This is a genomic window from Bacillus sp. GMa5/1 (assembly GCF_050172015.1).
GTDB lineage: Bacteria > Bacillota > Bacilli > Bacillales > Bacillaceae_G > Bacillus_A > Bacillus_A cereus.
Window position 1 is genome coordinate 1 of the sequence record NZ_JBNLYC010000049.1, and the last position, 24,003, is coordinate 24,003.

Below are 24,003 nucleotides of genomic sequence, written 5' to 3' on the forward strand. Positions count from 1 at the left end.
GTTATATTCTTTACTAGGTATTACTAAAAAACAAATTGGTACGATGTTATTTTGTGAAACATTAATAATGGGGGGCGTAGCTTTAATAGTTGGGATATTGATTGGCAGTATAAGTTTTAAGTTATTTTTAGAACTTCTAATGAGTTTGATGAAATTAAATGTGCCAATTACGTTCGAGTTATCTATAAAGGCCATAATAGACACAATTATTGTTTTTTTATCGATTCTATTATATACAGCTTGGAAAAACTCGCGCTTAATTTATCAATTTCCATTAATTGAAATGTTCCAAGCGAATCATAAAGGAGAGAGTATGCCAAAAGGATCTAAATATTTGGCATATATAGGTCTTATTTTAATTGGCTTTGGTTATGTTTTAGCATTCTTTTTTCGCGAAGTCGTAAAATTTGTGCAGAACCCTGAGGACCCTATGCGTCCGCTAATGGATCCTAAAATAATCCCGTTATGTATTTTGATTGCGATTGTTCTTGCAACCTACTGTCTATTCACGTCTTATACAGTTATTGTATTAAAGAAAATTAAAAGTAAGAGCAATATCTATTTTAACGGTATGAATATACTAAATATTTCACAGTTGTTATATCGAGTAAAAGGAAATGCCAAATTACTTGCGACTATTGCTATCTTAAGTGCCACAGCTTTAACGGCAGTTAGTACAGTTGTATCAGGATATTATGTAGGGCAATCTGAAACAAATGAAGATTTTATGCAACTGTATGGAGTTACATTATTTATTGGAAGCTTTTTAGGAATTATATTTGTACTAGCAACTGGTTCTATTATTTATTATAAACAACTATCTGAAGCACATGCTAATCAGAAATACTATGAGGTTCTTCGTAAGATAGGTGTTACGAAAAAAGAAGTAAGAAAGTCAATTTCGAAACAAGTTAGCTTTAGTTTTATTTCACCTATAATAGTCGGACTTACTCATAGCTTATTTGCTTTACCAATAATAAACAACATGCCTATATACAGTATTATGATTCCTATTTCCATTAGTTCTATTGCATATTGCATAATCTATTTTGGATATTATATATTAACTGTTAATTCGTATTTTAGAATTGTGTATAAATAATAAATTCTTTTGATATTGCGTAATAAAATTAGGAAATACAACCTATCAAGTTCTAAAGAATAATGAAATGAACAAAAGCCGATACCCTTAACGTGTAGGGAATCGGTTTTTTCTATATGGGGTACCGCCACATCGCTATCAAGCTAAGAAAACAAAATTCCTCCTAAAATGAAAAAATAAGCTATTCTTTCTGTAGAATCGTAGGAAAGGATGGCGTTTTTTAATTTTTATAGATACTTTGTGGTAACCTCAAGTAGGAGGATTTAGCACAGTCAAATAATAATATCTTTTGTCTAGAAAGGAGAATGTTTTTTGAAATATAAATTAAGAAAAAAATTAAGCGTGTTTTTTATAGGAGTACTAGTACTAATCGCTTCTATTTTCGTTTATTATAAGTTTTTAACACCTTCAGCAGATATTCAACAATACAAGGCATATTATGCTCCAAAAACAACACAAAAAGTATTGAATCACGGTGAGGTAAAGGTCACATTCTTAGGAACATCATCTTTACTATTTGATGATGGAAATACGCAAGTAATGATTGATGGTTTTATTTCTAGGCCATCCTTACCAAAAATATTGTTCAGCAATATAAAAACAGATGAAGATACTGTGGATAAAATTTTTAATCAAATAGGGGCTGATAATAATAAACTTAAGGGATTATTTATTGCACATACACATTATGATCATGCGTTTGATTTAGCTTATATAGCTAAACGAACTGGAACACATGTATATGGTTCAGAGTCAGCAATTAACATAGGTATTGGTGGTGATATAAATAAGAACCAGATGTCTGTATATGAAGTAAATAGGGCTATGAAGTTTGGTGATTTTACTGTTACTGTCCTTCCATCGAAACATTCACTAACCTTTGATGAAGGAGAAAAAATAAAAAAGCCACTTAAACAACCAGCTAAAGCACTAGACTATCATGAAGACTCTTCATATGATTACTTGATTACGTATAATAATAAAACTTTCCTTGTTAAACCAAGTGCTAACTATATAGAAGGTGTATTAGATGATATTCGAGCTGATGTCCTGTTTTTAGGAATAGGGGGATTAGGAAAGCAGGAAAGTGCTTTCCTAAATATGTATTACGAGCAAACTGTACGAAAAGTACAACCGAAGCTTGTTATTCCAATACATTGGGACGATTTCACCAAACCATTGACAGATACTCTTGAAGCAATGCCTAAATATGCGGACAATACTAAAAATGGATTAGATTTTATAATTCAAAGGACAAAAGCAGATAAAATTGATCTTCAAATACTACAAGGTGTTAGAAGTATTTACTTCTAAAAAAGGATCCACCACACCTCTATCAAGTTAAGAAACATAAAAAAACGATAATAATGAAATTCCGTGCTAAAAAAGCTACAAAATTTTCGTTTAGGGGCAATCTGTTCTGTTAGCTTGATGGCGATGTGTCTGTACCCCTATATCATCTTTCAGATCTTCCGTTCGTTGTAATGAGCGATAAAATATGGAACGGGGTAACTCTAATACGTTACGCAATTCTTTTACTGTTATTTTTGTTTGTACATTTTTCCATAAAGTAACTACAGTTTCTGATTTCAGCCCCTTTCGATTTCCAGATACTTTCCCCATACAAGTAATTTTGTTTTAGGTGTTTATTTTCTATACGTAGCTATTCTAATTCACTGAGCTCTTTTGGTCTTTTTCCATAAGAATATTGTTTTCCTACAGGTTGTGGAAACCGATACGTTTGATCTGTACGATATCATTTCATTTCATCTATGTCTTAATTTGGGAAACATTTTTAATTCCGAGTTTCTCCATAATGGTCCGATTGGAATACCCATCCTTTTTCATTTCAATCACTTTCCACTTTACTTCTTCTGGGTAATGAACTCTTATTTTTTTCATGTACCACTATTCGGGTTCACTTCAACGGTAAGTTTTTTTTGTTTTATAAGCTTAACCCAAACCGTTTTAATTCAATAAAAATCCCCTCTAATTGCTTTCCTTTATCCGTTAATGTGTACTCTACACGAGGCGGAACTTCTGGATATACTTTTCTCGTTATAATGCCTTGAGACTCTAATTCTTTTAATCGAAGCGATAATGTTTTTGGACTAATACCATCCATTGATTTTTGTAAATCACTAAAGCGTAATGTTCCTTCGATAAGAAGATCACGAATGATTAAAAACGTCCATTTTGTACTAATTACATCAAGCGTTTTAGCGATAGGACAAGGTATGCCCGGTAAACCTTTCGTTAATTCAACTGGATTTATATCGTTCATGGAACTAGCCTCCATAAAATTTTTTTGGATGAATTTGCTTTATAGTATCACAAAACTATACTTTTGGTAACTATATGAAAAAAATATCACTACTTCCATAAAGGAAGTTAGTGCATATACAATAGCAATACGAAACAAAAAGGATTTATATAAGGAGGTGGTGATTTCCATGGGGATAAAAAAGTTATTTGGATTTCTTAGTTTGTTTGTTATTTGTATTGTGCTTGTAGCATGTGGTGTGGAACAAAAAACTGAAGTTCAGTTATTAAAAGAAATGCCAAAGCCAAAAGCAATGACAATTGATCCCTCACTAAGTAAAAAAGAAGCGACAGAAATGGTTCATGCGGCGCAGCGTTTTTATGCATTTTGGGATACAGGTAAGGAGGAACTTATTCCGCAGACTGTTACTAAAGATTTCTTCGATAATACATTGCCGAAAGGGCGACCACAAGGCATTGAAGGATTAAAGTTTGCAGCGCAAAATTTTCGTAAAGTTGTGCCTGATATACATTGCGAGATTGAAGACTTATTAGTTGTTGGTGATAAAGTAACAGCCCGTCTTTCTTTTACAGGAACGCATAATGGTAAGAAAATTAATTTTTTTGCAATTGATATTTTACATGTGAAAGACGGAAAGATAACGGAAGATTGGCATTTAGAAGATAATCTTACACTACAGCAGCAACTCGGCTTAATAGCTGAAGAGTAGATCATATAGGGGAGAGAAAAGCGATGAAAAATATATTTATTATAAATGGACATGAAAAATACGGTACAAAGGAAGGACGATTAAATAAAACGTTAGTAGATTATATGGTTACTGTATTAGGCGAGAATCATCATGTGAAAACAACAACGATTCAAGATGGTTACAATATTAAAGAAGAACAAGATAAATTTTTATGGGCCGATGTTGTTATTTATCAAACACCAATTTACTGGTTTAGTGTTCCAGGCTTATTTAAAACGTATATGGATGAAGTATATGAATACGGTTTGTTCTTTAAAGGTGCAGATGAATATGGAACAGGTGGTTTATTAAAAGAGAAAGAGTATATGTTCTCTACAACTTGGAATGCACCTAAAAAAGCATTTGGAGATAAGACGAAGTTCTTTGAAGGAGAAAGTTTAGAATCAGCGCTTAGTCATTTACATCGCGTGCAAAAGTTTCTCGGTATGAGTCCGTTAAAGAGTTTTGCTTGTTATGATGTGGTGAAGAATCCGGATATAGAGAAGTTTTTAGTGAACTTGAAAGATCACTTAGATGGAGTAATTAAATAATAGTATGTGAAGAAGGTACTGCTAAGGATGTAGTACCTTCTCCTTTTATAATGACTCACATTTTAAGACATGGATGGCTGTATCCATAACTTTGCAAAATTTGCCCAACCAAATGAATCAATGGTTACGTTTTTTAAAGAAGAAGGGTATGTTTTTCTTTTTAAAACGTGATAGTTAAATAAAATGATGTGTTCTGCTTGTAAAAACTCTTCAATCTCATACATGAGTTCATAACGCTTTTCTTTATTTTCTTCTAGTAAAAATGTATCTAGTAAACAGTTAATTTGTTTTTCGTAGTGCGGGTCCATGAACCGATTTACGAAGCAACTTTTATTTTTAAATACATTTAAGAATGCAATTTCATGATTGGCAGCAAAGACTTCTCCCATGAAAATAATATCAGCATGTTTATCAATAGAGCGATTCATATAATCTGAAACGGGAAATGGGTGAAGCTCTACTTGTATACCTAAACTTGCACATCGTTCTTTTAAGAAATATGCATCATTTGCACTATCTTTAAATGCGAAGAAGTAAATATGTATCGTTTCTCCATTATATGTACTCTTTTTCAAATACTCTTTTGCCTTTTCTAAAGAGTAGGATCTTCTTGTTGCAAGGCGGCTTCTATCAGGGAAAAAGCTTGATGCAGCAATTGTCCGTCTACCCTCTATGTTACGAAGTATCATTTCAACATCATATAGTTCTCTCCAAGCTTTTCGAAAGTAAATGTCGTGATGAGGACCAGGTTTTGTAAAGTTGAAGCTAGCATAAATACAACCTATTTCTTCTATTTGTATATCATGCCTTTCATTTTCCTCTTCGTTTGGTAGTTCATAATCAGCATCTATTTGCACATGGTCAGGAATACCCCAAAATTCAATACGGTCTAATAATGCGCGCTCTTTAAAATAATGGGTGAACGCTTCGAGTACGATATTATCTTCAGAGTAATGAGCAAGTTTGAAAGGTCCAGTACCTATATAATGATGATTTTGAATACTCGTATCACGCGGTAAAATTGCGAGCTGCATTGAACTTACATAGTGTAAGAAAAATAAATTTGGTTTCGCTAAATGGAATCGAATTTGTAGTGGTGATGGCGTTTCAATTTGAACGATTTCTTCTGTTAACCATTCGAAAGGAGAGTAAACTTCTTTTAGTCTTTCAAATGAAAATTGTACATCTTTAGAAGTTAAAACTGTTTCGTTATGAAAATATACATCCTTTCGTAAATAAAAAGTCCACGTAAGCCCGTCTTCACTTAATTCCCACGTATGCGCAATGTGAGGCTCCATTTTTTCAGTAACATCGTTATAGACGACTAATGTATCAAAAATTTGACTCGTAAGATGGCTCTCTGTAGTTACAGCCACAAAAGCCGGATCTAATGGGAATATCTTTCTCGATATAGGAATCTTTAATACGTCGTACATATCATTTGAAGGTTCGTATCCAAAATGATGATGTAGTTTATTTTCTATCTTTTTTTGAAGTGCGAGGGGGAGGGGTTCTTTTAAAAGAAGAAAGATATCTTTTAATTTTTCTTGCGCTAACAGTTCATCTGTATAGGACTCAATCGCTTCTACGAAATTATGTATAAATAGAATTTCCGTTTTATTTCCGCGGCCTCGCCCTGGAGTCCAGCTAATTAATTGCTCCTCGCTCATTTTCTTTAATAAAATCTTTACGTTTTTCGTACTGCAATATAAAACATCCGCTAATTCTTGTAAGCTATTTCGCATATGTTGTTGATCTTGTGCATGTAGTCTTAGTCTAATGTAATAGTCCATAATTTTCATATATACACTTCCTTCTATCATAAAAGGGGAAACTCTTTAGAATATTCTAACCTTTTTCTTCCTTTTTTTCAAAGTAAAATAAGTAAGCATAAGGAGGGGAAACAATGGGATTTTGGAGTATGCATCGAAATATAAAAATTAGAATTATAACATCGTTTTTAACACGTACTGTGTCCACGATGATTTTTCCATTTATGGCGATTTATTTTTCCGTAAAGTTAGGTAGCGCGATTGCTGGTGCGTTACTACTTATTAATGTCATAGCTTCATTAGTAATTGGTTTATACGGTGGATATGTTGGAGACCGGCTTGGGCGTAAAAAGGTTATGATTATCGGTCAAAGTATACAAGTCATTTCCATTGCTTGTATGGGAGTTGCGAATTCGGATTACGTTGACTCACCGTGGTTAACATTTGTGTTTATGTTAGTGAATAGTTTAGGATCGGGACTTATGAATCCTGCGACAGAAGCGATGTTAATTGATGTGAGTACACCTGAAAATCGAAAAGTGATGTACAGCATTAATTACTGGGCTATTAATTTATCGATTGCGATTGGAGCGATATTTGGAGGATTACTATTTGAAAACTATAGACTACAATTGTTTATCGTATTAACGCTTGTTGCCATTATGACTTTATATGTGATGGCTGTGTATATGGAAGAAGTGTATGTAGCACGAAAAACGATGGAGAAGAAAAATGTATTAAAAGATATGGCAGATAGTTATAAAGTCGTGATGAAAGATAAAGCATTTTTAATTTTTTGTGCAGCGAGTATATGTACATTATCGTTAGAGTTTCAAATTAATAATTATTTAGGGGTACGTTTGCAGAAGGAATTTGAAACGGTGCACTTTTTATTCGGGAATGGTTTTACGTTTGATTTAACAGGTATTCGCATGCTGAGCTGGATTTCTGCAGAGAATACAATTTTAGTTGTGTTATGTTCAGCACTTCTTATTAAAATGCTGAAAAGCTTCAACGATTTGAAAATCTTATATGTAGGCTTATTTATTTACACGATTGGATTTACAATACTCGGAACGAGCAATAGTTTATGGATTTTATTAATTGCAGGGCTTTTCCAAACGGTAGGCGAGATGATGTATGTGCCAGTGCGTCAATCTATTATGGCAGATATGGTGCCAAATGAGGCAAGAGGTTCTTATATGGCGATTAACGGAATGGTCTTTCAAGTGGCAAAAATGAACGGGGCATTAGGTGTTATGCTAGGTTCATTTATTGCATCTTGGGGTATGAGTGCTCTGTACTTTATCGTTGGTATGAGCAGTATTTTACTATTTATGAAGGCGATAGGGAAAGAGAAGTATGAGGGGGAGGTTTCTCAGATTGGATAAAACGATATGAAAAGCGATGCTAGAAATCGCTTTTCATATGGCTTTTAAAACGGATCAACTTCAGCTAAATCAGGATTGCTATTTGGGTTTGTTAATAAGACTTTCAGCTCACCTACTTCAGAGAGCGCAACGAGGATATAACCACTAATAAGGACGACGAGTCCGATGACCCTTAATGTTTGCAGTGTGATATCACGGCTATTGTTTTCGGAGTTGTCTTGGGGCGTTGAAGGTGGATTGTTATTCATAAATAGGGCTCCCATCTTTTGTATTTATATATGTGCGAAATCATTATTTAACTTATGGATAGGAATTATATAGTCATTTTCACTATATGAGAACTGCCTATGAAAAGTGATAAGGAATTTTTGGGCGAGAAAAGAGGGGAATCCAAAAGATTATTAAAACTGAACTTTTGGATTCCCCTCTTTTTATTTATCTTGCTATTTGTGGTGGTCGGTTTTCCTGTAAACGACCAGTTGGTGAGGGCTAATGAATCAGTGGGGGATGAATAAAACCCCACTGATTCATTATTTTCATGTAAATACAAGGTTAGTTAACCAAAGTAGTTATACTAATATACGCAACGATTCTTCAATAAACGCTGGGATGTCCTCTGGCTGTCTACTTGTTACTAGCTGATTTTGACATACGACAACCTCTTTGTCATGAAAGTTCCCGCCGGCATTTTTCAAATCGACTTCAATAGATTTATATCCAGTTACATCGCGTCCTTCAAGTGTTTGTGCAGTGATGAGTAGCTGAGGTCCGTGACAAATAGCGAAAACAGGTTTTTCCGCATCCATAAATGCTTTACTAAAGCGAACAAAACGTTCATCGGCACGAAGTATATCTGGAGAAAATCCACCCGGTATGAAGAGGGCATCAAAGTTCTCTGGAGAAACATCATCAATACTTTTATCAATCACGACTTCACTTTTTCCTTGCTTACCGTGTACCGTTTTCCCTTTTTCCATTTCAATAGTTGTGAATTCATATCCCTTTTGTTTAAAAGCTTCTACTGGCTCTGTGTATTCTGTATCCTCGAAATAATCCGTTATTAAAATAGCAATTTTTTTACTCATTCTAATCCGCTCCTTATATTATATTATCGGCTCCAGAATCTTCCTTGGGCAATGCCTTCTATAAATGATTCAATTGAAGTATTTGTTAAGTTGTAAACTCCTGCTCCATCCAGTTTAATCTTACTATGGTCCAAAGCATGAGGATTACTAAGGACATGAGCTATCGGTTTAAAATGTTTAAAAGTAGTTTCTGCAAATTCTAAAACAGGGGGTTGAATGACAGACTCACTACTAAACACTAATACTGCATCAAAAAGGGAGGAGTCTGTTGTTGTATAAGTATCAGTTACTTTAATGGAATCATTGAACTGATAAATTTTATTATCTATGATGCTATAGTTAATTCGGTGTTGTACAAAAGCTTGAATCCATTCGGACAGAAGTGAGACGCTTGGGTCACCATTTAATAGAATTGCAACATTTTTGGAATCAGATTTAAAAATAGTATTGGACATACTTAGTGCAGGTGATTTTGCATCTGAATTTACTTCGTGATTTTCCTTAGGTAAAGGAGCTCCAATAATGTTAGCGACTTCTTGTGCTAATTGACGATCGACGTGGTTTAGAAGAGCAATTACATTTGCCTTCACCATGTCTGATTTACACTTCCCAACTTCAAAACAAAAAGCTTCTTTTATGTGCTGCTTTTCAATAGGGCTCATACTATTGTAGAAAAGTTTAGCCTGAGAATAGAAGTTAAGAAAGCTTTTACTGCGACCTCTAATTTTATGCCCATCAATCTTTTCTTGATAATGTTCATATCCTCCTTGTTCGGCTTGGACGGTTGCAGGTTGATTGTTATTTAATCCATTAGGATGATAGCTTGTTTGACCGCGATGAATCTGCATTTGATGCATACCATCACGTTGATTATTATGAAAAGGACATACGGGCTGATTGATAGGGATTTTATGGAAATTAGGGCCCCCTAAACGAGATAATTGTGTATCTGTATAGGAGAATAATCTTCCTTGCAGAAGAGGGTCATTTGAAAAATCAATACCTGGTACGACATGACCAGGGTGAAAAGCTACCTGCTCTGTTTCAGCAAAGAAGTTATCAACATTTTTGTTCAGGGTCATTTTACCGACTAATTTTACGGGAACTTCTTCTTCTGGCCATAATTTCGTTGGGTCTAAAATATCAAAATCAAATTTATGTTCATCTTCTTCTGGAATTAATTGTAATCCAAGCTCCCATTCAGGATAATTCCCTTTTTCAATTGCTTCGTATAAATCTTGACGATGAAAATCGGGATTTTTCCCGGCAATCTTTTGAGCTTCATCCCATACTAATGAATGAACCCCGAGGGTAGGTTTCCAGTGAAACTTTACGAAATGGGCTTTTCCTTCTGCATTAATGAGTCGAAATGTGTGAACTCCAAAACCTTCCATCATTCGTAAACTACGCGGAATAGCTCGGTCGCTCATTTGCCACATGACCATATGAGTGGACTCAGGATTATGCGCAACAAAGTCCCAAAAGGTATCATGAGCGCTAGCTCCTTGAGGAATATCATTATGTGGTTCTGGTTTAACTGCATGGACAAAATCAGGAAATTTAATAGCATCTTGGATAAAGAATACTGGCATATTATTACCCACTAAATCATAGTTTCCTTCATCTGTATAAAATTTTGTGGCGAATCCACGCACATCTCTTACTGTGTCGTTGGATCCTTTAGAACCTTGAACGGTTGAGAAACGTACAAATACAGGTGTTTTCTTTGAAGGATTAGTAAGAAAATCTGCTTTCGTATATGCTTCTAAAGATTCATAAAGCTGAAAATAACCATGAGCGCCAACCCCGCGTGCATGAACAATCCTTTCGGGAATTCGTTCGTGATCAAAATGGGTCATTTTCTCGCGAAAGTGGAAATCCTCCATTAAGGTTGGGCCTCTTAAGCCCATCTTTAAAGAAAATTCATCTTCAGCTATTTTTACCCCTTGATTTGTTGTTAAAGCATGTTTGCATTGATTGTCAGTAACGTGATGATTCAATTGTTCCGTTTTTTTATTCACAATATAGGCCCCTCCTTTACTCTGTTAATTAATAGATACCCTTTTTATTAGGTCGTAAACATGTATTATCGTTTTTGTATGTAAAATCATAAAATATCGGTTGTTTCAGTGATTCTTGTTTGAGGAAGCAAAATAAAAAAGCCAAGGATAATTTATTTTCTCCTTGGCTTTTAAGATATTTCTTTTCGTTAAAACGAAGAAACGCGTTGCTTCGTTTTTGGTACAATAATAAATTTGATCCAGAGTAACCCGACAATCATAATGATAAGGCTATGTAAAAATTGACCTGTAGCAATGAGTATAACACTCGAAAAGACAATGAGTTGAATGCTTAGCAATATAAAGATTAAGCTAAGAAATTGCTTCATCCTTTCTTCAGTATGGGTTGGATATAATGCTACAATAATATTTCCCGAAAAATATTTCCATAGTGAACGAAGCTGCATAGAGATCATATATAAAACGATGTAAGCGATAGCGCCTTTTACGTATATATTTGGTATAAAATATAAGGCGAAAGCACCGATCAATCCTAAGCGAATATATATACCGAAATAATCATTTCCACGTAAAAATGCTAGTGTATGTAAGTAGAAGAAAGTTGCTCGTTTTTTATGTAATAAAGGTTCAATCCAATTTGTAAGCCATTTTCTTTTATTTACTTGTTTATTCAGTTGCGGAACATCTGTGAAAATGCTAGCAAATTGATAAAAACGAACGTTCATTTTTTCTTCTTGCTCGATTATGTAATCCCACGGTATTCGTTTTGTAGGCTGTTTTTTCGTATATAGAAGTAGGAAAGCAAGTAGTAAAAGTAGTCCGCCCAATATGAGAACATTTGCGGGATAAAACAGCATGTAAATGATTAGGGCGTTACAAGTAATACGAATGATCAGCCATATATTTTTTTCGTGACTATCACGCCACATCCAATGTATGTATATGTTCCAGGCTTTCGTAATCATTAACACGATAAAGATTGTACATAAAAAAGGTACAGTTAATTGCAATGATTGCATAGCAAGTGGTACGAGAATAAGGAACGTAAATAATAATGGGAAAAGCTGAATGATGTAATTGTATAGAAGAGATTTTTTGAAATAAGATGTTAGTTTCTCTTCTAGTGCTAGTAAATAGACAGCGTCAGGTTTCTGAATAAATGTACGGATAGGGCATCTCGTTATAATGAATGTAAGTACAATCGTGATGAGTAGTAAAGATATTCCTTTAGAAGGAGATGCTTTTAGAAACTGAGCATAATAATATGCACCAACGCATGAAATAAAGATAAAGCTATATAGTAAACCGTTAATCATACGTGCAAAGTATGTAATGATATTTTGAATATGTTGTTGGAAGCGACTGCTCCATAGCGATTCGATTGACATGTTTTTCACCTCTTTGTTCTATTATATATGTTTTACAAAAGAAAAAACGAGCAAATTGCGTTATGCAACTTGCCCGTTTTTCTTTTCGTTATTTTTTTTCTGATCACGATTCATTAATGGATAGAAAGCAAATCCAATTACAAATAAACCAATTCCGAGAAGGAACGTTTTTATATCGGATGCGCCGGTTTTAATAACCCACAGTGCGTAGCAAAGTGCGATAACTGCGACTATGCCATCTGTAATTCTTGCCCGCATTTCATTTTTATATGTTTCACCAGTTGCGACTAGTTTTAACTGGAAGATTGGTGAAACGAGATATGGAATGAGGTAGGCCAGTGTTGATACGGTAATAACGAATGTATAAGCTTCCGCAATGGTTCCTGATAATGTTGAGAATAGGAATACTTGCGACATAATGTTTGTTAATCGTAATGAGTAAATTGGACTTCCTTTTTTATTTGTTTTCGTGAAGAAGGAAGGGAAGAAACCTTCTTTTGCTGCTTGATAAGGTACTTCTGAGCTTAATAAAATCCAGCCTAAGATAGAACCGAACAGGGAAGTAAGAGCAAGTAATGCCATCAGTTTCCCGCCGCCGTGACCCATTGCAGCATTTAGTGCATCTGCTAATGGACGTTCAGAAGCTTGTAATTTATCAACGTGAAGTACACCCATTGTTAAAATTGTAATTCCTAAGTAAATCGCAACTGTAATAAGTAATCCCGCAACTGTTGCACGTTTTACCGTTTTTGGAGAAACAGCACGGTTTGATAGAAGAACGGCTGATTCAATTCCGATAAACGCCCAAAGCGTTGTAAGAGCAGCTAAATTTACTTGTGAAAGAAGACCATGTGATGCACCTGATTTATCAATCATCGGTGTGTACCATTGTCCAAACTTAGAAGCTTCGAATGCAAATAACGTAACGACGATGAATAAAAGGAATCCAGTTACTTTCGTTGTTGTTGCTAAGAAGTTTAGTTTTCCAGCTCCGCTTACACCGTTTGTTAATATAATATGAGTTCCCCAAAGTAAGATGGAACAAATCGTAAATGTAATTAGTTTTCCGACTTCTACGTTAAACGAGCCGATTGAAAATAGTAGTCGCGTATCTTTCATAATTGGGAAGAAGAGTGATAAATATCCCGCAAATGATGTAATGATGGCAACGTTACTTGCCCAGTTTGCAACCCAATATCCCCATACCATACTGAAGCCAGCCATTTTTTTCTTTTTTGGTGTTGAGAATAAAGCATATGCATGACTTTGTGGCCCTGTCGTTAAATCAGGACGACGAATTGCTAAATTACCGAAAACAAGAGCTAGCATTAAAACACCAAACCCTGTAGTTAACCAAGCTAAAGTGACACCGAGTGGGCTTGCTGTTTGTGCCAACGTACTTGGTACCATGAAAATACCAGCGCCAACCATGTTACCGACAACGAAAGCTGTTAGTACCCAAAAGCCCCATTTTTTTTGTTGCATAGAAAAATACCTCCAAAGTTAGTATAACCAAGTCAAGCGAGGAGATATGTATGTCTTCCTGAGTCAGGAAGAGAAGTCCCAAACAAAACAAAAAAAGCACGTAATTTGCCGCTACATGCTTTCTATCTTATAAGAAACCCACGACATACCTCTCGATAGCTCTCCACAAACGAAACGTTTGTGACAGTTCTGCACTTATTAAATGCAGACCCAGCAAGCGTGCATGGTGGACACGACTTACTTCGGCAACCATTCCTTTCTCATTCCTTCATCAATGCCACTACATCTCCTGAAATGATACTCTTAATGATTGCAACCTCTACCTCACCGAGATACGAATGAGGATTTAAATATTAAATTAACGTCTTTAAGAGTAACAAATGAATTTTTATACGTCAATGGATATAGTAATAATCAGATTATAGAGAAGAGTTTGTGATTAAAAGTAAGAGGGATTGTTATGTGATATTTGAATTTTCGTAATATAATACATGTTATTAGCGCTAGATGATTGAAAAGGGGATGAAGTAAATGTCTGTATGTCATAAACATTCAGTAATAGGTGTGCTAGATTCGGGTGTTGGGGGATTAACAGTTGCGAGCGAAATTATAAGACAATTGCCTAAAGAAAGCATTTATTATATTGGTGATAATAAGCGTTGTCCGTATGGGCCAAGAAGTGTAGAGGAGGTGCAATCTTTCGTATTTGAAATGGTTGAGTTCCTCAAACAGTTTCCATTAAAAGCGCTAGTCGTAGCATGTAATACTGCTGCAGCTGCTGCATTGAATGCGCTGCAAGAAGCACTTTCCATTCCAGTTATTGGCGTTATACATCCAGGAGCAAGAGCGGCAATTAAAGTTACAAAGAAAGGGGAAATCGGGGTAATTGGAACTGTAGGTACGATAAAATCTAATATGTATGAAAAAGCATTACACGAGCTGGATACATATTTGGAAGTGCATAGCTATGCTTGCCCGACTTTAGCCACAGTTGTAGAAAATCAATTAGAAGATACAGCATATGTCACGCAGCAAGTGAAACAAGCTTTACTTCCATTAACGAAAGAAGATATAGATACGTTAATTCTTGGATGTACGCATTATCCACTTTTAGAGTCCTATATAAAAAAGGAACTAGGAGAAGACATAACGATTATTAGTTCGGCAGAAGAAACAGCGATAGAGTTAAGTACCATTTTACAGCACAAAGGAATTTTGTCTGACAATTTGAATCTGAAGCATCGCTTTTTTACAACGGGATCTGTTTTATCATTTGAACATATTGCTGAGCGATGGCTAGGGTATCAAATTTCTGTAGAATGTGTACATTTACCCATGAAAAATGCGTGTATGCATAATTAAGATTTAGTAAATTACGTTTTTAAATAAATCAGGTTCGTTTCATAAGAAGGAAAGAATAAGCTTTTAATTGAAATGATTAAGGTCATTTCAATTAAAGGGGAGATTGGATTATGGAATTATCAAGATCTCAATTATTTGCTTTAGAATATATTTCAAAATATGCAGAGAACGAAAAACGTGGGGCTAAAGCAACGATTAATCATATACTTAAAATGTCTAATATTACAGATGAAATATTTGAAGAAGCTGTCGCTAATTTAAAATCTCATGCAAGGATTGCTTTACACTTTCATCCAGACAGACTAGATTCGAATATGAAAAGAGTTGCTGAAGCACTGTTTGAGCAAGGAGTATATAAAAGTCAGTTTGAAACATTGCTATCTAATGGAAGCGTATCTGCTTACCCTGGTGGTGAACGTGACCTTTGGGAAAAGAGAATATTTGGAGGAGCATATCAATTAGAAGGCGTAACAAATGATCAACGGCCAAAATATGGAGCGCTAAATTTAATGTTACATCCAGATGGGCCGGCTCCGCGTTTTGGTTCATGTTATTTTCTCTTATCTCCAAAAGTTTCTTCGCGCTCTACATATACGTATTTAGATTCGCATCAAGATCCGAAAGAAAAGGGGACTTATGAGGAGTTTGATATGATTTTAGCTGCTCTTTTGGAAGAGACATTTGTAAGAGATTTTGCAATTGGTGAAGGAAATTTGACTCCAACAATATTAATTAATCATTTACTGGCTAACCTGAAAAGGCCGTTTATAGATTTAGTAAGCAAAGAGCCAGCCCGTAATCTTAATCATTATATCGAAGCGCAAATTCATGGAGAGATTTCTCTTAAAGAAGACGTAGAGGTGCTTGTTGCAGATCCTTCATTTAAGGGTACGGATGTAGGAAGAGTTTTAGAAGAAATTTGCCTGAAGTATGCGATTGATTTGTATTGGCACATCGGTTTTGTACTTGCGGTAGACGAAGTTCCGATGGATTTTAGAGGTTCAAAAATGCCATCTTTAGCAAGGCGCATTGCACGGAATCATTGCATCGATGCAAATATAATTGGCTCTGCTGTAGTGGATTTGAAACGCAATCCATTATCTTGGAGTGATCGTGGAACTTATGAAGAAGTGCTTCAGGAATTAAAATTATTATGGCATGTTTTAGTTCGATTTGGAAAACCAAATCGGAAGTAGAACGAAATACTCCGTTTTTCGGAAGTATTTATATAGAAAAGAAGCTGATCTAAAAATAGATCAGCTTCTTTTTATAAGATTAAACTAAGTTTAATACAGTTACTTTTTCACGTGTCATAGACTCAAGGCTCTTACGAATACCTTGTGCGCCCATACCTGAACCTTTTACACCGATGAATGGGAAGTGGTCAGGGCCGCGCTCTGTGCGTCCGTTAATTTGTACAGAACCAGTTTCGATTTTGTTAGCAATTGCAAATGCTTTGTTAATGTCTTTAGTGAAGACACTTGCTTGCAGACCGAACTCTGATTTGTTAGCAATTTCAATTGCTTGTTCATCTGAAGAAACACGGATGATTGGAAGGATTGGGCCGAATGGCTCTTCCCAAGCAACTTTCATCTCTTCTGTTACGTGATCGATTAATGTTGGGTAAATTAAGTTACGCTCACGTTTGTTACCGATAACGATTGTAGCACCTTTTTCTACAGCGTCGTCAACTAAACCTTGAACGAAGTCAGCAGACTTGTCGTCAATTAATGGAACGATTGTGCTGTCTTGTTCTGGAGATCCAACTGATAGTTCAGCTACTTGCGCTTTTAATAAGCTAACAAGCTCGTCCGCTACGTTTTCGTGTACAAGTACACGTTTAATAGCTGTACAACGTTGACCAGAGTAAGAGAATGCACCGCTTACGATATGGTTTGCAGCATCTTGTAAGTCAGCATCTTCACGAACGATACCAGGATCTTTACCACCAAGTTCTAATACAAGTGGAATCATTGAAGCTTTTTTCGCTAAATGTTTACCTGTGTTTGTACCACCTGTGAACGATACCATATTGATGCCTTCGTGTTCTACTAAGTAGTCACCAATTATAGAACCGCGTCCTGTAGCTACGTTTACAAGTCCTTTTGGAAGGCCAGCTTTATGAAGTGCTTCAACCATTTTGATACCGCTAATTGCACCTTGAGTTGCTGGTTTGAAAATAACAGCGTTACCCATAATTAATGCTGGTGCAAGTTTTGCAGCAGATAAGTTTACTGGGTAGTTAAATGGTGCGATTGCTAATACAACACCAAGTGGTGCGCGTTGGATAATCGCAAGTTTAGATTTTGTACCGCCCGGGAAGCTATCGCCCATCATGCTTTCTCCGTGCATATGTAAAGCTTCTTCGATTGTGTAACGAATGAAGTCAGCTGTACGAACAACTTCTTTCTTCGCATCTTTATATCCTTTACCGACTTCTTTCATAATGATATCGGCAATTTCATCCTGCATATTTACGAGCTCATCAGCCCATTTATATAAGTATTTTGCGCGATCTTGTAGGGAAGCTTCAGCCCATGATTTTTGAGCTTCTTTTGCAGATGCAATTGCTTCATCTACTTCTCCGCGAGTAATTGCTTGTACTTGTCCAATTACTTCGTGTAAGTATGGAGATGGAATTTCGATTGTTTCTCCTGAAGAGCTTTCTCTCCATTCTCCGTTTAAATAAAATTTGTACGTATTGCTAGTTGTCATGATTAGTCCTCCTAAAATAGCAACTTGTAAGAGTGAGTATAAGGTGATTGTAGGGGGTTTGATAACATTTTTCAAATGAAATGTTTGTGAAAACGATTTCTTATTCTTTTTTTATTTTGTATGCCCTTTCTTACAGAACATTCCCTTATTTCAAAATGGTGTATCATATATTTTTATTTGAAGTGTGAAAAAACAATTGACAGAATACTCAATAAAGTTGTAAGATTATAAATGGAAAATAAATGAAGGGGGTGTGCGTAATGATTGTAATCGTAAATGTAATGGGCTTAGCTCTGTTAAATGGCAGAAAACATTCATATCATTACGCAACCCGTACGGATATATAGGGCATCTTTGTCTTATAAAAAGCGTACGTTGCGTATATCGTAACGTACGCTTTTATGCATTCCTGTGCATATCGTCAAGCGGCGGTATGCTTTTTTTTGTTTATTTTCCCTTGTTTGGTTCCGATATAAAACTTTGGAAGGTGGAAAAATGTGATGAGATTGTATGGATTACGAAATGTAAATGTGATGGGTCTGGATAGCGGATAAAGAAATGAGAGGGAAACCAGAACGAGAAGGGAGAGGTTACATTGTTATCAGTATTACTAAAGTTAAAATGGTTTTTTAGGGAGCACTGGAAGAGATATAGTATCGCCATTGGCGCTCTTTTAATTGTAAATATAGTTGAAGTCATTCCCCCGAAAGTGTTAGGGGTTACGATTGATAACATAAAAACAGGAACGTTATCGAATGAAGCAATTATGCAATCTATTCTTATTTTAATAGGGGTTACAATCGTTGGGTATGGTCTTACTTTCGTTTGGCAACATCAGTTGTTTGGAGGTGCATTTGTACTTGAGAAAACGATGCGCTCTAATTTTATGGGGCATTTACTTAAGATGACGCCGACTTTTTATCAAAAAAATCGTACTGGCGACTTAATGGCGAGGGCAACGAATGATTTAAAAGCAATCGCTATGACAGCTGGTTTTGGTATATTAACGCTTGTGGATTCTAGTTTATACATGCTTACGATCGTTTTTATGATGGGATTTACAATTAGTTGGGAGCTTACATTTGCAGCGCTTATTCCGCTTCCAATTATGGCGTATGCGATGAATATATATGGAAAGAAATTGCATGAAAGATTTACTGTTGCGCAAGATGCGTTTGGTGATATGAACGATAAAGTGCTTGAATCAATCGCTGGTGTGCGTGTTATTCGTGCATACGTACAAGAGAATGCAGACGAGGAAAGATTTCATCACTTAGGAGATGACGTCTACGAAAAAAATATGAAAGTAGCGAGAATTGACGCATTATTCCAACCAACTGTGAAAATGCTTGTTGGCCTTAGTTATTTAATCGGTTTAGTGTACGGGGCATATCTTGTATTTCAATCAAAGGTAACACTTGGTGAACTTGTTTCATTTAACGTGTATTTAGGGATGATGATTTGGCCGATGTTTGCAATTGGTGAATTAATTAATGTTATGCAAAGAGGAAATGCTTCGCTTGACCGTGTGAATGAAACGTTAGCGTATGAACCAGATGTAAAGGATCCGAAACATCCAAAGCTTGTGCAAGAGCCGGATTATATTCAGTTTGATGACGTTACCTTTTCATATCCTTCATCAACTGAAACAAATTTAAAAAAGGTTTCGTTTACCTTAAAACAAGGGGAGACGCTTGGGGTTGTCGGAAAAACAGGAAGCGGGAAAACGACGCTTGTACGTCAGCTTCTTCGTCAATATCCACTTGGAGATGGAGATATTGCAGTTTCTGATGTGACATTAGATAAAATGACGAATGAAAATGTACTCGGCTGGATTGGTTATGTACCGCAGGAGCATATTTTATTCTCAAAAACAGCGCGAGAAAATATTTTATTCGGAAATAGGGAAGCGACTGAAGAAGAACTAGAGAAAGCAATTGAAATTGCTGCGTTTAAAAAGGATTTAGAGTTTTTACCAGAAGGGTTAGAAACGCTCGTTGGAGAGAAAGGTGTTTCTTTATCAGGAGGGCAAAAACAAAGGATCTCGATTGCACGAGCTGTTATTCAAAATCCAGAAATTTTAATTTTGGACGATTCTTTATCAGCTGTAGATGCTCGTACGGAAGCAGCGATCATTGAAAATATAAGAACGGAAAGAAGCGGAAAGACGACGATTATTACGACGCATCGTTTATCTGCAGTGCAACATGCGGATTGGATTCTCGTTATGGATGAAGGCGCAGTTATAGAAGAAGGTACGCATGCTCAGCTTATCCAAAAGGGAGGATGGTATGCTGAACAGTTTGAAAGACAACAAGGTGAAAGTGAAAGTGCAGATAGTGGGGTGAAAATATGAGCGTTTCAAAACGATTGTTTCAATACGCGATGAAAGTGAAAGGGACGATTTTTGCTGCGATGTTAATGTTATTTATTTTCGTCATCGCAGAGCTTGCTGGTCCTTTCGTCGCTAAAACGATGATTGACGATCATATCGTCGGGATAGAGAAACCTTGGTATGAAACAGAACAGAGTGAAGATGCTGTTTCGTATAATGGGGCTTTTTATAAGCGAAGTGATCGCTTTGAACAAGGCGAGAAAAAAGGAAAAGAAGTACGCGTGATGCAAGTCGGTTTTCAATATTATTTTGTACCGAATAAAGTAAATGTAGAAGGATCACGTACTGTAAAAGGGGATATGATTACCGTTCAAAATGGTAAGGCGGTGCAAGTTTATAAAGCGAAAGCATTAACAAAGGAAGAAGTATTTGCATTTTATAAGCCAGAAATAAACCGTCTATTATTACTTGGTGGTGGCTATTTTGCTTTATTAGTAGTCGTATCATTATTTGCATACGGAAAGCAGTTCTTCTTGCAAAAGGCAGCGAACAAAATTATTCAAATTATGAGGGAAGATGTTTTTTCTCATATTCAAACGTTGCCAATTCGTTATTTCGATCATTTACCAGCAGGGAAAATTGTGTCGCGTGTAACGAATGATACGGAAGCCATTCGTGATCTATACGTAACGGTACTTGCGACATTCGTTTCAAGTATCATCTATATTATTGGGATATTCGCTGCGCTATTTTTACTTGATGTAAAATTGGCGACGTTATGTTTACTCATTATCCCGATTTTAATCGTTTGGGCAATTCTTTATAGAAAATACGCGTCTGTATACAATCATAAAATGCGCTCTCGTTTATCTGATATTAACGGAACAGTAAATGAATCCATTCAAGGGATGCCAATTATTCAAGCGTTCCGTCAAGAGCGTGAAACGAAAAAAGAGTTTGAAGAATTAAATGGCGATTATTTTAAGTATCAAAATAAAATTTTGAATTTAAATGCAGCAACTTCTCATAATTTAGTATCCGTATTAAGAAATATCGCTTTCACAGGTGTGATTTGGTATTTCGGTGGAGCTTCATTAAGTGCTACAGGCGTCATTTCTCTAGGGATACTGTATGCGTTCGTTGATTATTTAACACGATTGTTCTCACCGATTACAAATATGGTGAATCAGCTTGCTAACTTAGAACAATCGCGTGTTGCATCAGAGCGTGTTTTTGAATTGTTAGAGGAAAAAGGAGAAGCAGTAGAAGAAGAGCGTATGCCTCGCTTACAAGGAAATGTGAAGTTTGATAATGTATCGTTTTCTTATAATGGGAAAGATGAAGTGTTAAAAAATATTTCTTTTGAAGCGAAACAAGGGGAGACCGTGGCACTTGTCGGTCATACTGGATCAGGAAAAAGTTCTATTATGAACGTACTCTTTCAGTTTTACGAGTTTGAAAAAGGAAAGCTTACGATTGATGGTCATGATGTAAAAGAGATGCCGAAACAAGCAACTCGTGAACATATGGGAATTGTACTGCAAGATCCGTTTTTATTTAGCGGAACAGTAGCATCTAATGTAAGTTTAGAAAATGAAAAAATTTCAAAAGAGCGCATCGTAAAAGCATTGCGTGATGTTGGTGCTGAAAGATTTGCGAACAATATAAATGAAGAAATTACGGAGAAAGGAAGTACTCTTTCAACCGGAGAACGTCAGCTTATATCGTTTGCTAGGGCGCTCGCTTTTGACCCAGCCATTTTAATTTTAGATGAAGCGACATCTAGTATCGATACAGAAACAGAGGCGATGATTCAACAAGCGCTAGAAGTTGTGAAAAAAGGAAGAACGACATTTATTATCGCTCACCGCCTTTCAACGATTAAAAGCGCAGATCAAATTATTGTGCTCGATAGAGGGACGATTTTAGAAAAAGGGTCTCATGATGAACTCATGAAAAAGCGCGGGCGTTATTACGATATGTATAAAACGCAAATGGAAGGAAACCAGAGCGCTTAATGCGGGGAAGAACTTGCGATTATTGCAAGTTCTTTTTTGTTGGCAAAATGTCGGCGATAAAGGTACATAATAAGAAGTATTATTTTACCTTTCCTACAATTAATGCTATATTAAAAAATGTTACTTATTTTTTGTATGTAGCGTTATTTTTCCCTTTTGTTTGATTATGAAGAAAAAGGATAAACTAAATAAGAACATTTTCATTGAAAAATTGTTCAAGATTGCATACAATCAATATAGTTTTTAAATTCCTATCAGAATACTTGGAGGATTACTATCATGAAGAAATTATTTTCAGTGCTTGCAGTAACTACATTAGCGATCGGGATTGTAGCCGGCTGCGGTAAAGAAGAGAAAAAAGATACAGCTAGTCAAGACGCGTTACAAAAGATAAAACAAAGCGGTGAACTTGTAATTGGAACAGAAGGTACATACGCACCGTTCACATTCCATGATTCAAGCAATAAATTAACTGGATTTGACGTTGAACTATCAGAAGAAGTTGCAAAACGTTTAGGTGTAAAACCTGTATTTAAAGAAACACAATGGGATAGCTTACTTGCTGGTTTAGATGCAAAACGTTTCGATATGGTTGCAAACGAAGTTGGTATTCGTGAAGACCGTCAAAAGAAATATGATTTCTCTAAACCGTACGTTTCATCTTCAGCGGCATTAGTTATTGCAAAAGATAAAGATAAGCCTGCTACATTTGCTGATGTAAAAGGTTTAAAAGGAGCACAATCTTTAACGAGTAACTATGCAGATATTGCTAAGAAAAACGGTGCGGAAATTATTGGTGTAGAAGGATTTAGCCAAGCGGCAGAATTATTAGCTTCAGGACGCGTTGATTTTACAATTAATGATAAGTTATCAGTATTAAATTATTTAGAAACGAAAAAAGATGCAAAAATTAAAATTGTAGATACTGAAAAAGAAGCTTCAGAAAGTGGATTCTTATTCCGTAAAGGTAGCACTAAGCTTGTACAAGAAGTAGATAAAGCGTTAGAAGATATGAAAAAAGACGGTACGTATGACAAAATAACGAAAAAATGGTTCGGTGAAAATGTATCTAAGTAGTGCATTGGTTTCAGATCGATTGTCTACTTGGATAGATATTATGCAGACTTCCTTCATGCCTATGCTGAAGGAAGCTGTTTTTACAACAATTCCATTAACGCTTATTACATTTATTATCGGGATTATACTGGCAACGTTAACAGCGCTCGCACGTATTTCTGGTAGTCGTATTTTACAATGGATTGCTCGTATCTATGTATCTATCATTCGCGGAACGCCACTTCTTGTACAATTATTTATTATTTTCTATGGACTTCCAACTCTTAATATTGAAGTTGAGCCATATACAGCAGCAGTTGTTGGATTTTCATTAAATGTCGGTGCATATGCATCTGAAATTATTCGTGCTTCTATCCTTTCCATTCCGAAAGGGCAGTGGGAAGCAGCTTATACAATTGGGATGACATATCCACAAGCATTAAAACATGTTATTTTACCACAAGCAACGCGCGTATCAATCCCGCCGCTTTCGAATACATTTATTAGCTTAGTGAAAGATACTTCGTTAGCATCGTTAATTTTAGTAACAGAAATGTTCCGAAAAGCGCAGGAAATTGCGGCGATGAACTACGAGTTTTTAATTGTTTATTTTGAAGCAGGTCTTATTTATTGGGTTATTTGTTTCTTATTATCAATCGTACAACAGATGTTAGAAAAGCGTTCAGAACGCTACACATTAAAATAATC

The 24,003-nt window shown here is 35.8% G+C and carries 20 protein-coding genes, 1 pseudogene and 1 riboswitch; of the genes and pseudogenes, 12 read left to right on the forward strand and 9 right to left on the reverse strand.

All coding sequences use genetic code 11. The features are described from left to right. The coding region (locus ACQGSG_RS14070) for an FtsX-like permease family protein (RefSeq protein ID WP_426947525.1) at nt 1–1,102 on the forward strand (1,102 nt) is incomplete at its 5' end. A gap of 312 nt (nt 1,103–1,414) precedes the next feature. Next, nucleotides 1,415–2,416 carry an MBL fold metallo-hydrolase gene (locus tag ACQGSG_RS14075; RefSeq protein ID WP_098604810.1) on the forward strand — a complete coding sequence of 334 codons (1,002 nt, stop codon included), beginning with the start codon at nt 1,415–1,417 and terminating at the stop codon, nt 2,414–2,416. 138 nt (nt 2,417–2,554) lie between these two features. Here the strand turns inward: ACQGSG_RS14075 and ACQGSG_RS14080 are convergent. Together ACQGSG_RS14080 and ACQGSG_RS14085 are read right to left on the reverse strand one after the other, a co-directional pair. Beyond that, nucleotides 2,555–3,004: pseudogene (locus ACQGSG_RS14080) on the reverse strand (IS3-like element ISBt2 family transposase); the annotation flags it as partial. A 43-nt stretch (nt 3,005–3,047) separates the two neighbouring features. Then, nucleotides 3,048–3,386: a winged helix-turn-helix transcriptional regulator gene (locus ACQGSG_RS14085; protein ID WP_000997917.1), complete on the reverse strand. Its 339-nt coding sequence runs from the start codon at nt 3,384–3,386 to the stop codon at nt 3,048–3,050. 169 nt (nt 3,387–3,555) lie between these two features. Here ACQGSG_RS14085 and ACQGSG_RS14090 point away from each other — a divergent pair, with 169 nt between their 5' ends. Both ACQGSG_RS14090 and ACQGSG_RS14095 read left to right on the forward strand, forming a co-directional pair. Next, a complete protein-coding gene (locus tag ACQGSG_RS14090) occupies nt 3,556–4,095 on the forward strand; it encodes an ester cyclase (RefSeq protein ID WP_000511560.1) in 540 nt (179 codons plus the stop codon). Nucleotides 4,096–4,118: 23 nt separating this feature from the next. Then, nucleotides 4,119–4,667, forward strand: coding sequence for an NAD(P)H-dependent oxidoreductase (locus ACQGSG_RS14095; protein ID WP_098592594.1), 549 nt, complete (start codon nt 4,119–4,121; stop codon nt 4,665–4,667). Between the two features lie 62 nt (nt 4,668–4,729). Here the strand turns inward: ACQGSG_RS14095 and ACQGSG_RS14100 are convergent, their stop codons facing one another. Next, entirely contained in the window at nt 4,730–6,490 is a 1,761-nt protein-coding gene (locus ACQGSG_RS14100) for an SgrR family transcriptional regulator (RefSeq protein WP_142238518.1), read from the reverse strand. An 83-nt stretch (nt 6,491–6,573) separates the two neighbouring features. On the opposite strand from ACQGSG_RS14100, the gene ACQGSG_RS14105 reads away from it, so the two are divergent. Further along, entirely contained in the window at nt 6,574–7,830 is a 1,257-nt protein-coding gene (locus ACQGSG_RS14105) for an MDR family MFS transporter (protein WP_000508238.1), read from the forward strand. A 44-nt stretch (nt 7,831–7,874) separates the two neighbouring features. Here ACQGSG_RS14105 and ACQGSG_RS14110 read toward each other — a convergent pair whose 3' ends face one another. Then, on the reverse strand, nt 7,875–8,078 hold the full coding sequence (locus ACQGSG_RS14110; RefSeq protein ID WP_001063872.1) for a hypothetical protein: 204 nt from the start codon (nt 8,076–8,078) through the stop codon (nt 7,875–7,877). A 99-nt stretch (nt 8,079–8,177) separates the two neighbouring features. On the opposite strand from ACQGSG_RS14110, the gene ACQGSG_RS14115 reads away from it, so the two are divergent. After that, a complete protein-coding gene (locus tag ACQGSG_RS14115; RefSeq protein ID WP_170924163.1) occupies nt 8,178–8,345 on the forward strand; it encodes a hypothetical protein in 168 nt (55 codons plus the stop codon). Between the two features lie 54 nt (nt 8,346–8,399). Here the strand turns inward: ACQGSG_RS14115 and ACQGSG_RS14120 are convergent, their stop codons facing one another. The 4 genes from ACQGSG_RS14120 to ACQGSG_RS14135 form a co-directional block, all read right to left on the reverse strand. Continuing rightward, the gene (locus ACQGSG_RS14120) at nt 8,400–8,915 is read right to left on the reverse strand and encodes a type 1 glutamine amidotransferase domain-containing protein (protein WP_098604809.1); all 516 of its coding nucleotides are present in this window, start codon (nt 8,913–8,915) and stop codon (nt 8,400–8,402) included. A gap of 23 nt (nt 8,916–8,938) precedes the next feature. Continuing rightward, nucleotides 8,939–10,936 carry a catalase gene (locus ACQGSG_RS14125; RefSeq protein ID WP_325842975.1) on the reverse strand — a complete coding sequence of 666 codons (1,998 nt, stop codon included), beginning with the start codon at nt 10,934–10,936 and terminating at the stop codon, nt 8,939–8,941. A gap of 188 nt (nt 10,937–11,124) precedes the next feature. Beyond that, nucleotides 11,125–12,324 (reverse strand): ABC transporter permease, encoded by a 1,200-nt coding sequence (locus ACQGSG_RS14130; protein WP_098604807.1) that lies wholly within the window; start codon nt 12,322–12,324, stop codon nt 11,125–11,127. A gap of 60 nt (nt 12,325–12,384) precedes the next feature. Continuing rightward, nucleotides 12,385–13,809 carry an amino acid permease gene (locus ACQGSG_RS14135; protein ID WP_001186301.1) on the reverse strand — a complete coding sequence of 475 codons (1,425 nt, stop codon included), beginning with the start codon at nt 13,807–13,809 and terminating at the stop codon, nt 12,385–12,387. A 148-nt stretch (nt 13,810–13,957) separates the two neighbouring features. Next, nucleotides 13,958–14,139, reverse strand: a riboswitch (Lysine riboswitch). 201 nt (nt 14,140–14,340) lie between these two features. Here ACQGSG_RS14135 and racE point away from each other — a divergent pair. Next, complete coding sequence (gene racE / locus ACQGSG_RS14140; protein WP_016109296.1) at nt 14,341–15,171, forward strand: glutamate racemase; 831 nt, start codon at nt 14,341–14,343, stop codon at nt 15,169–15,171. Nucleotides 15,172–15,281: 110 nt separating this feature from the next. Beyond that, complete coding sequence (locus tag ACQGSG_RS14145) at nt 15,282–16,367, forward strand: DUF3626 domain-containing protein (RefSeq protein ID WP_214632004.1); 1,086 nt, start codon at nt 15,282–15,284, stop codon at nt 16,365–16,367. A 79-nt stretch (nt 16,368–16,446) separates the two neighbouring features. On the opposite strand, the gene gapN is transcribed toward ACQGSG_RS14145, so the two are convergent. After that, nucleotides 16,447–17,886, reverse strand: a complete 1,440-nt coding sequence (gene gapN / locus ACQGSG_RS14150; protein WP_214632003.1) for an NADP-dependent glyceraldehyde-3-phosphate dehydrogenase — start codon at nt 17,884–17,886, stop codon at nt 16,447–16,449. A 595-nt stretch (nt 17,887–18,481) separates the two neighbouring features. On the opposite strand from gapN, the gene ACQGSG_RS14155 reads away from it, so the two are divergent. The 4 genes from ACQGSG_RS14155 (at nt 18,482) to ACQGSG_RS14170 (ending at nt 24,001) form a co-directional block, all read left to right on the forward strand. Further along, on the forward strand, nt 18,482–20,242 hold the full coding sequence (locus tag ACQGSG_RS14155) for an ABC transporter transmembrane domain-containing protein (RefSeq protein WP_325842974.1): 1,761 nt from the start codon (nt 18,482–18,484) through the stop codon (nt 20,240–20,242). Next, nucleotides 20,239–22,239, forward strand: coding sequence for an ABC transporter ATP-binding protein (locus ACQGSG_RS14160; protein ID WP_000116650.1), 2,001 nt, complete (start codon nt 20,239–20,241; stop codon nt 22,237–22,239). The genes ACQGSG_RS14155 and ACQGSG_RS14160 overlap by 4 nt, the downstream gene beginning before the upstream one ends. 279 nt (nt 22,240–22,518) lie before the next feature. Beyond that, a complete protein-coding gene (locus ACQGSG_RS14165; RefSeq protein ID WP_000732836.1) occupies nt 22,519–23,316 on the forward strand; it encodes an amino acid ABC transporter substrate-binding protein in 798 nt (265 codons plus the stop codon). Continuing rightward, the gene (locus ACQGSG_RS14170; RefSeq protein WP_325842973.1) at nt 23,303–24,001 is read left to right on the forward strand and encodes an amino acid ABC transporter permease; all 699 of its coding nucleotides are present in this window, start codon (nt 23,303–23,305) and stop codon (nt 23,999–24,001) included. The genes ACQGSG_RS14165 and ACQGSG_RS14170 overlap by 14 nt, the downstream gene beginning before the upstream one ends. Nucleotides 24,002–24,003: the final 2 nt, after the last annotated feature.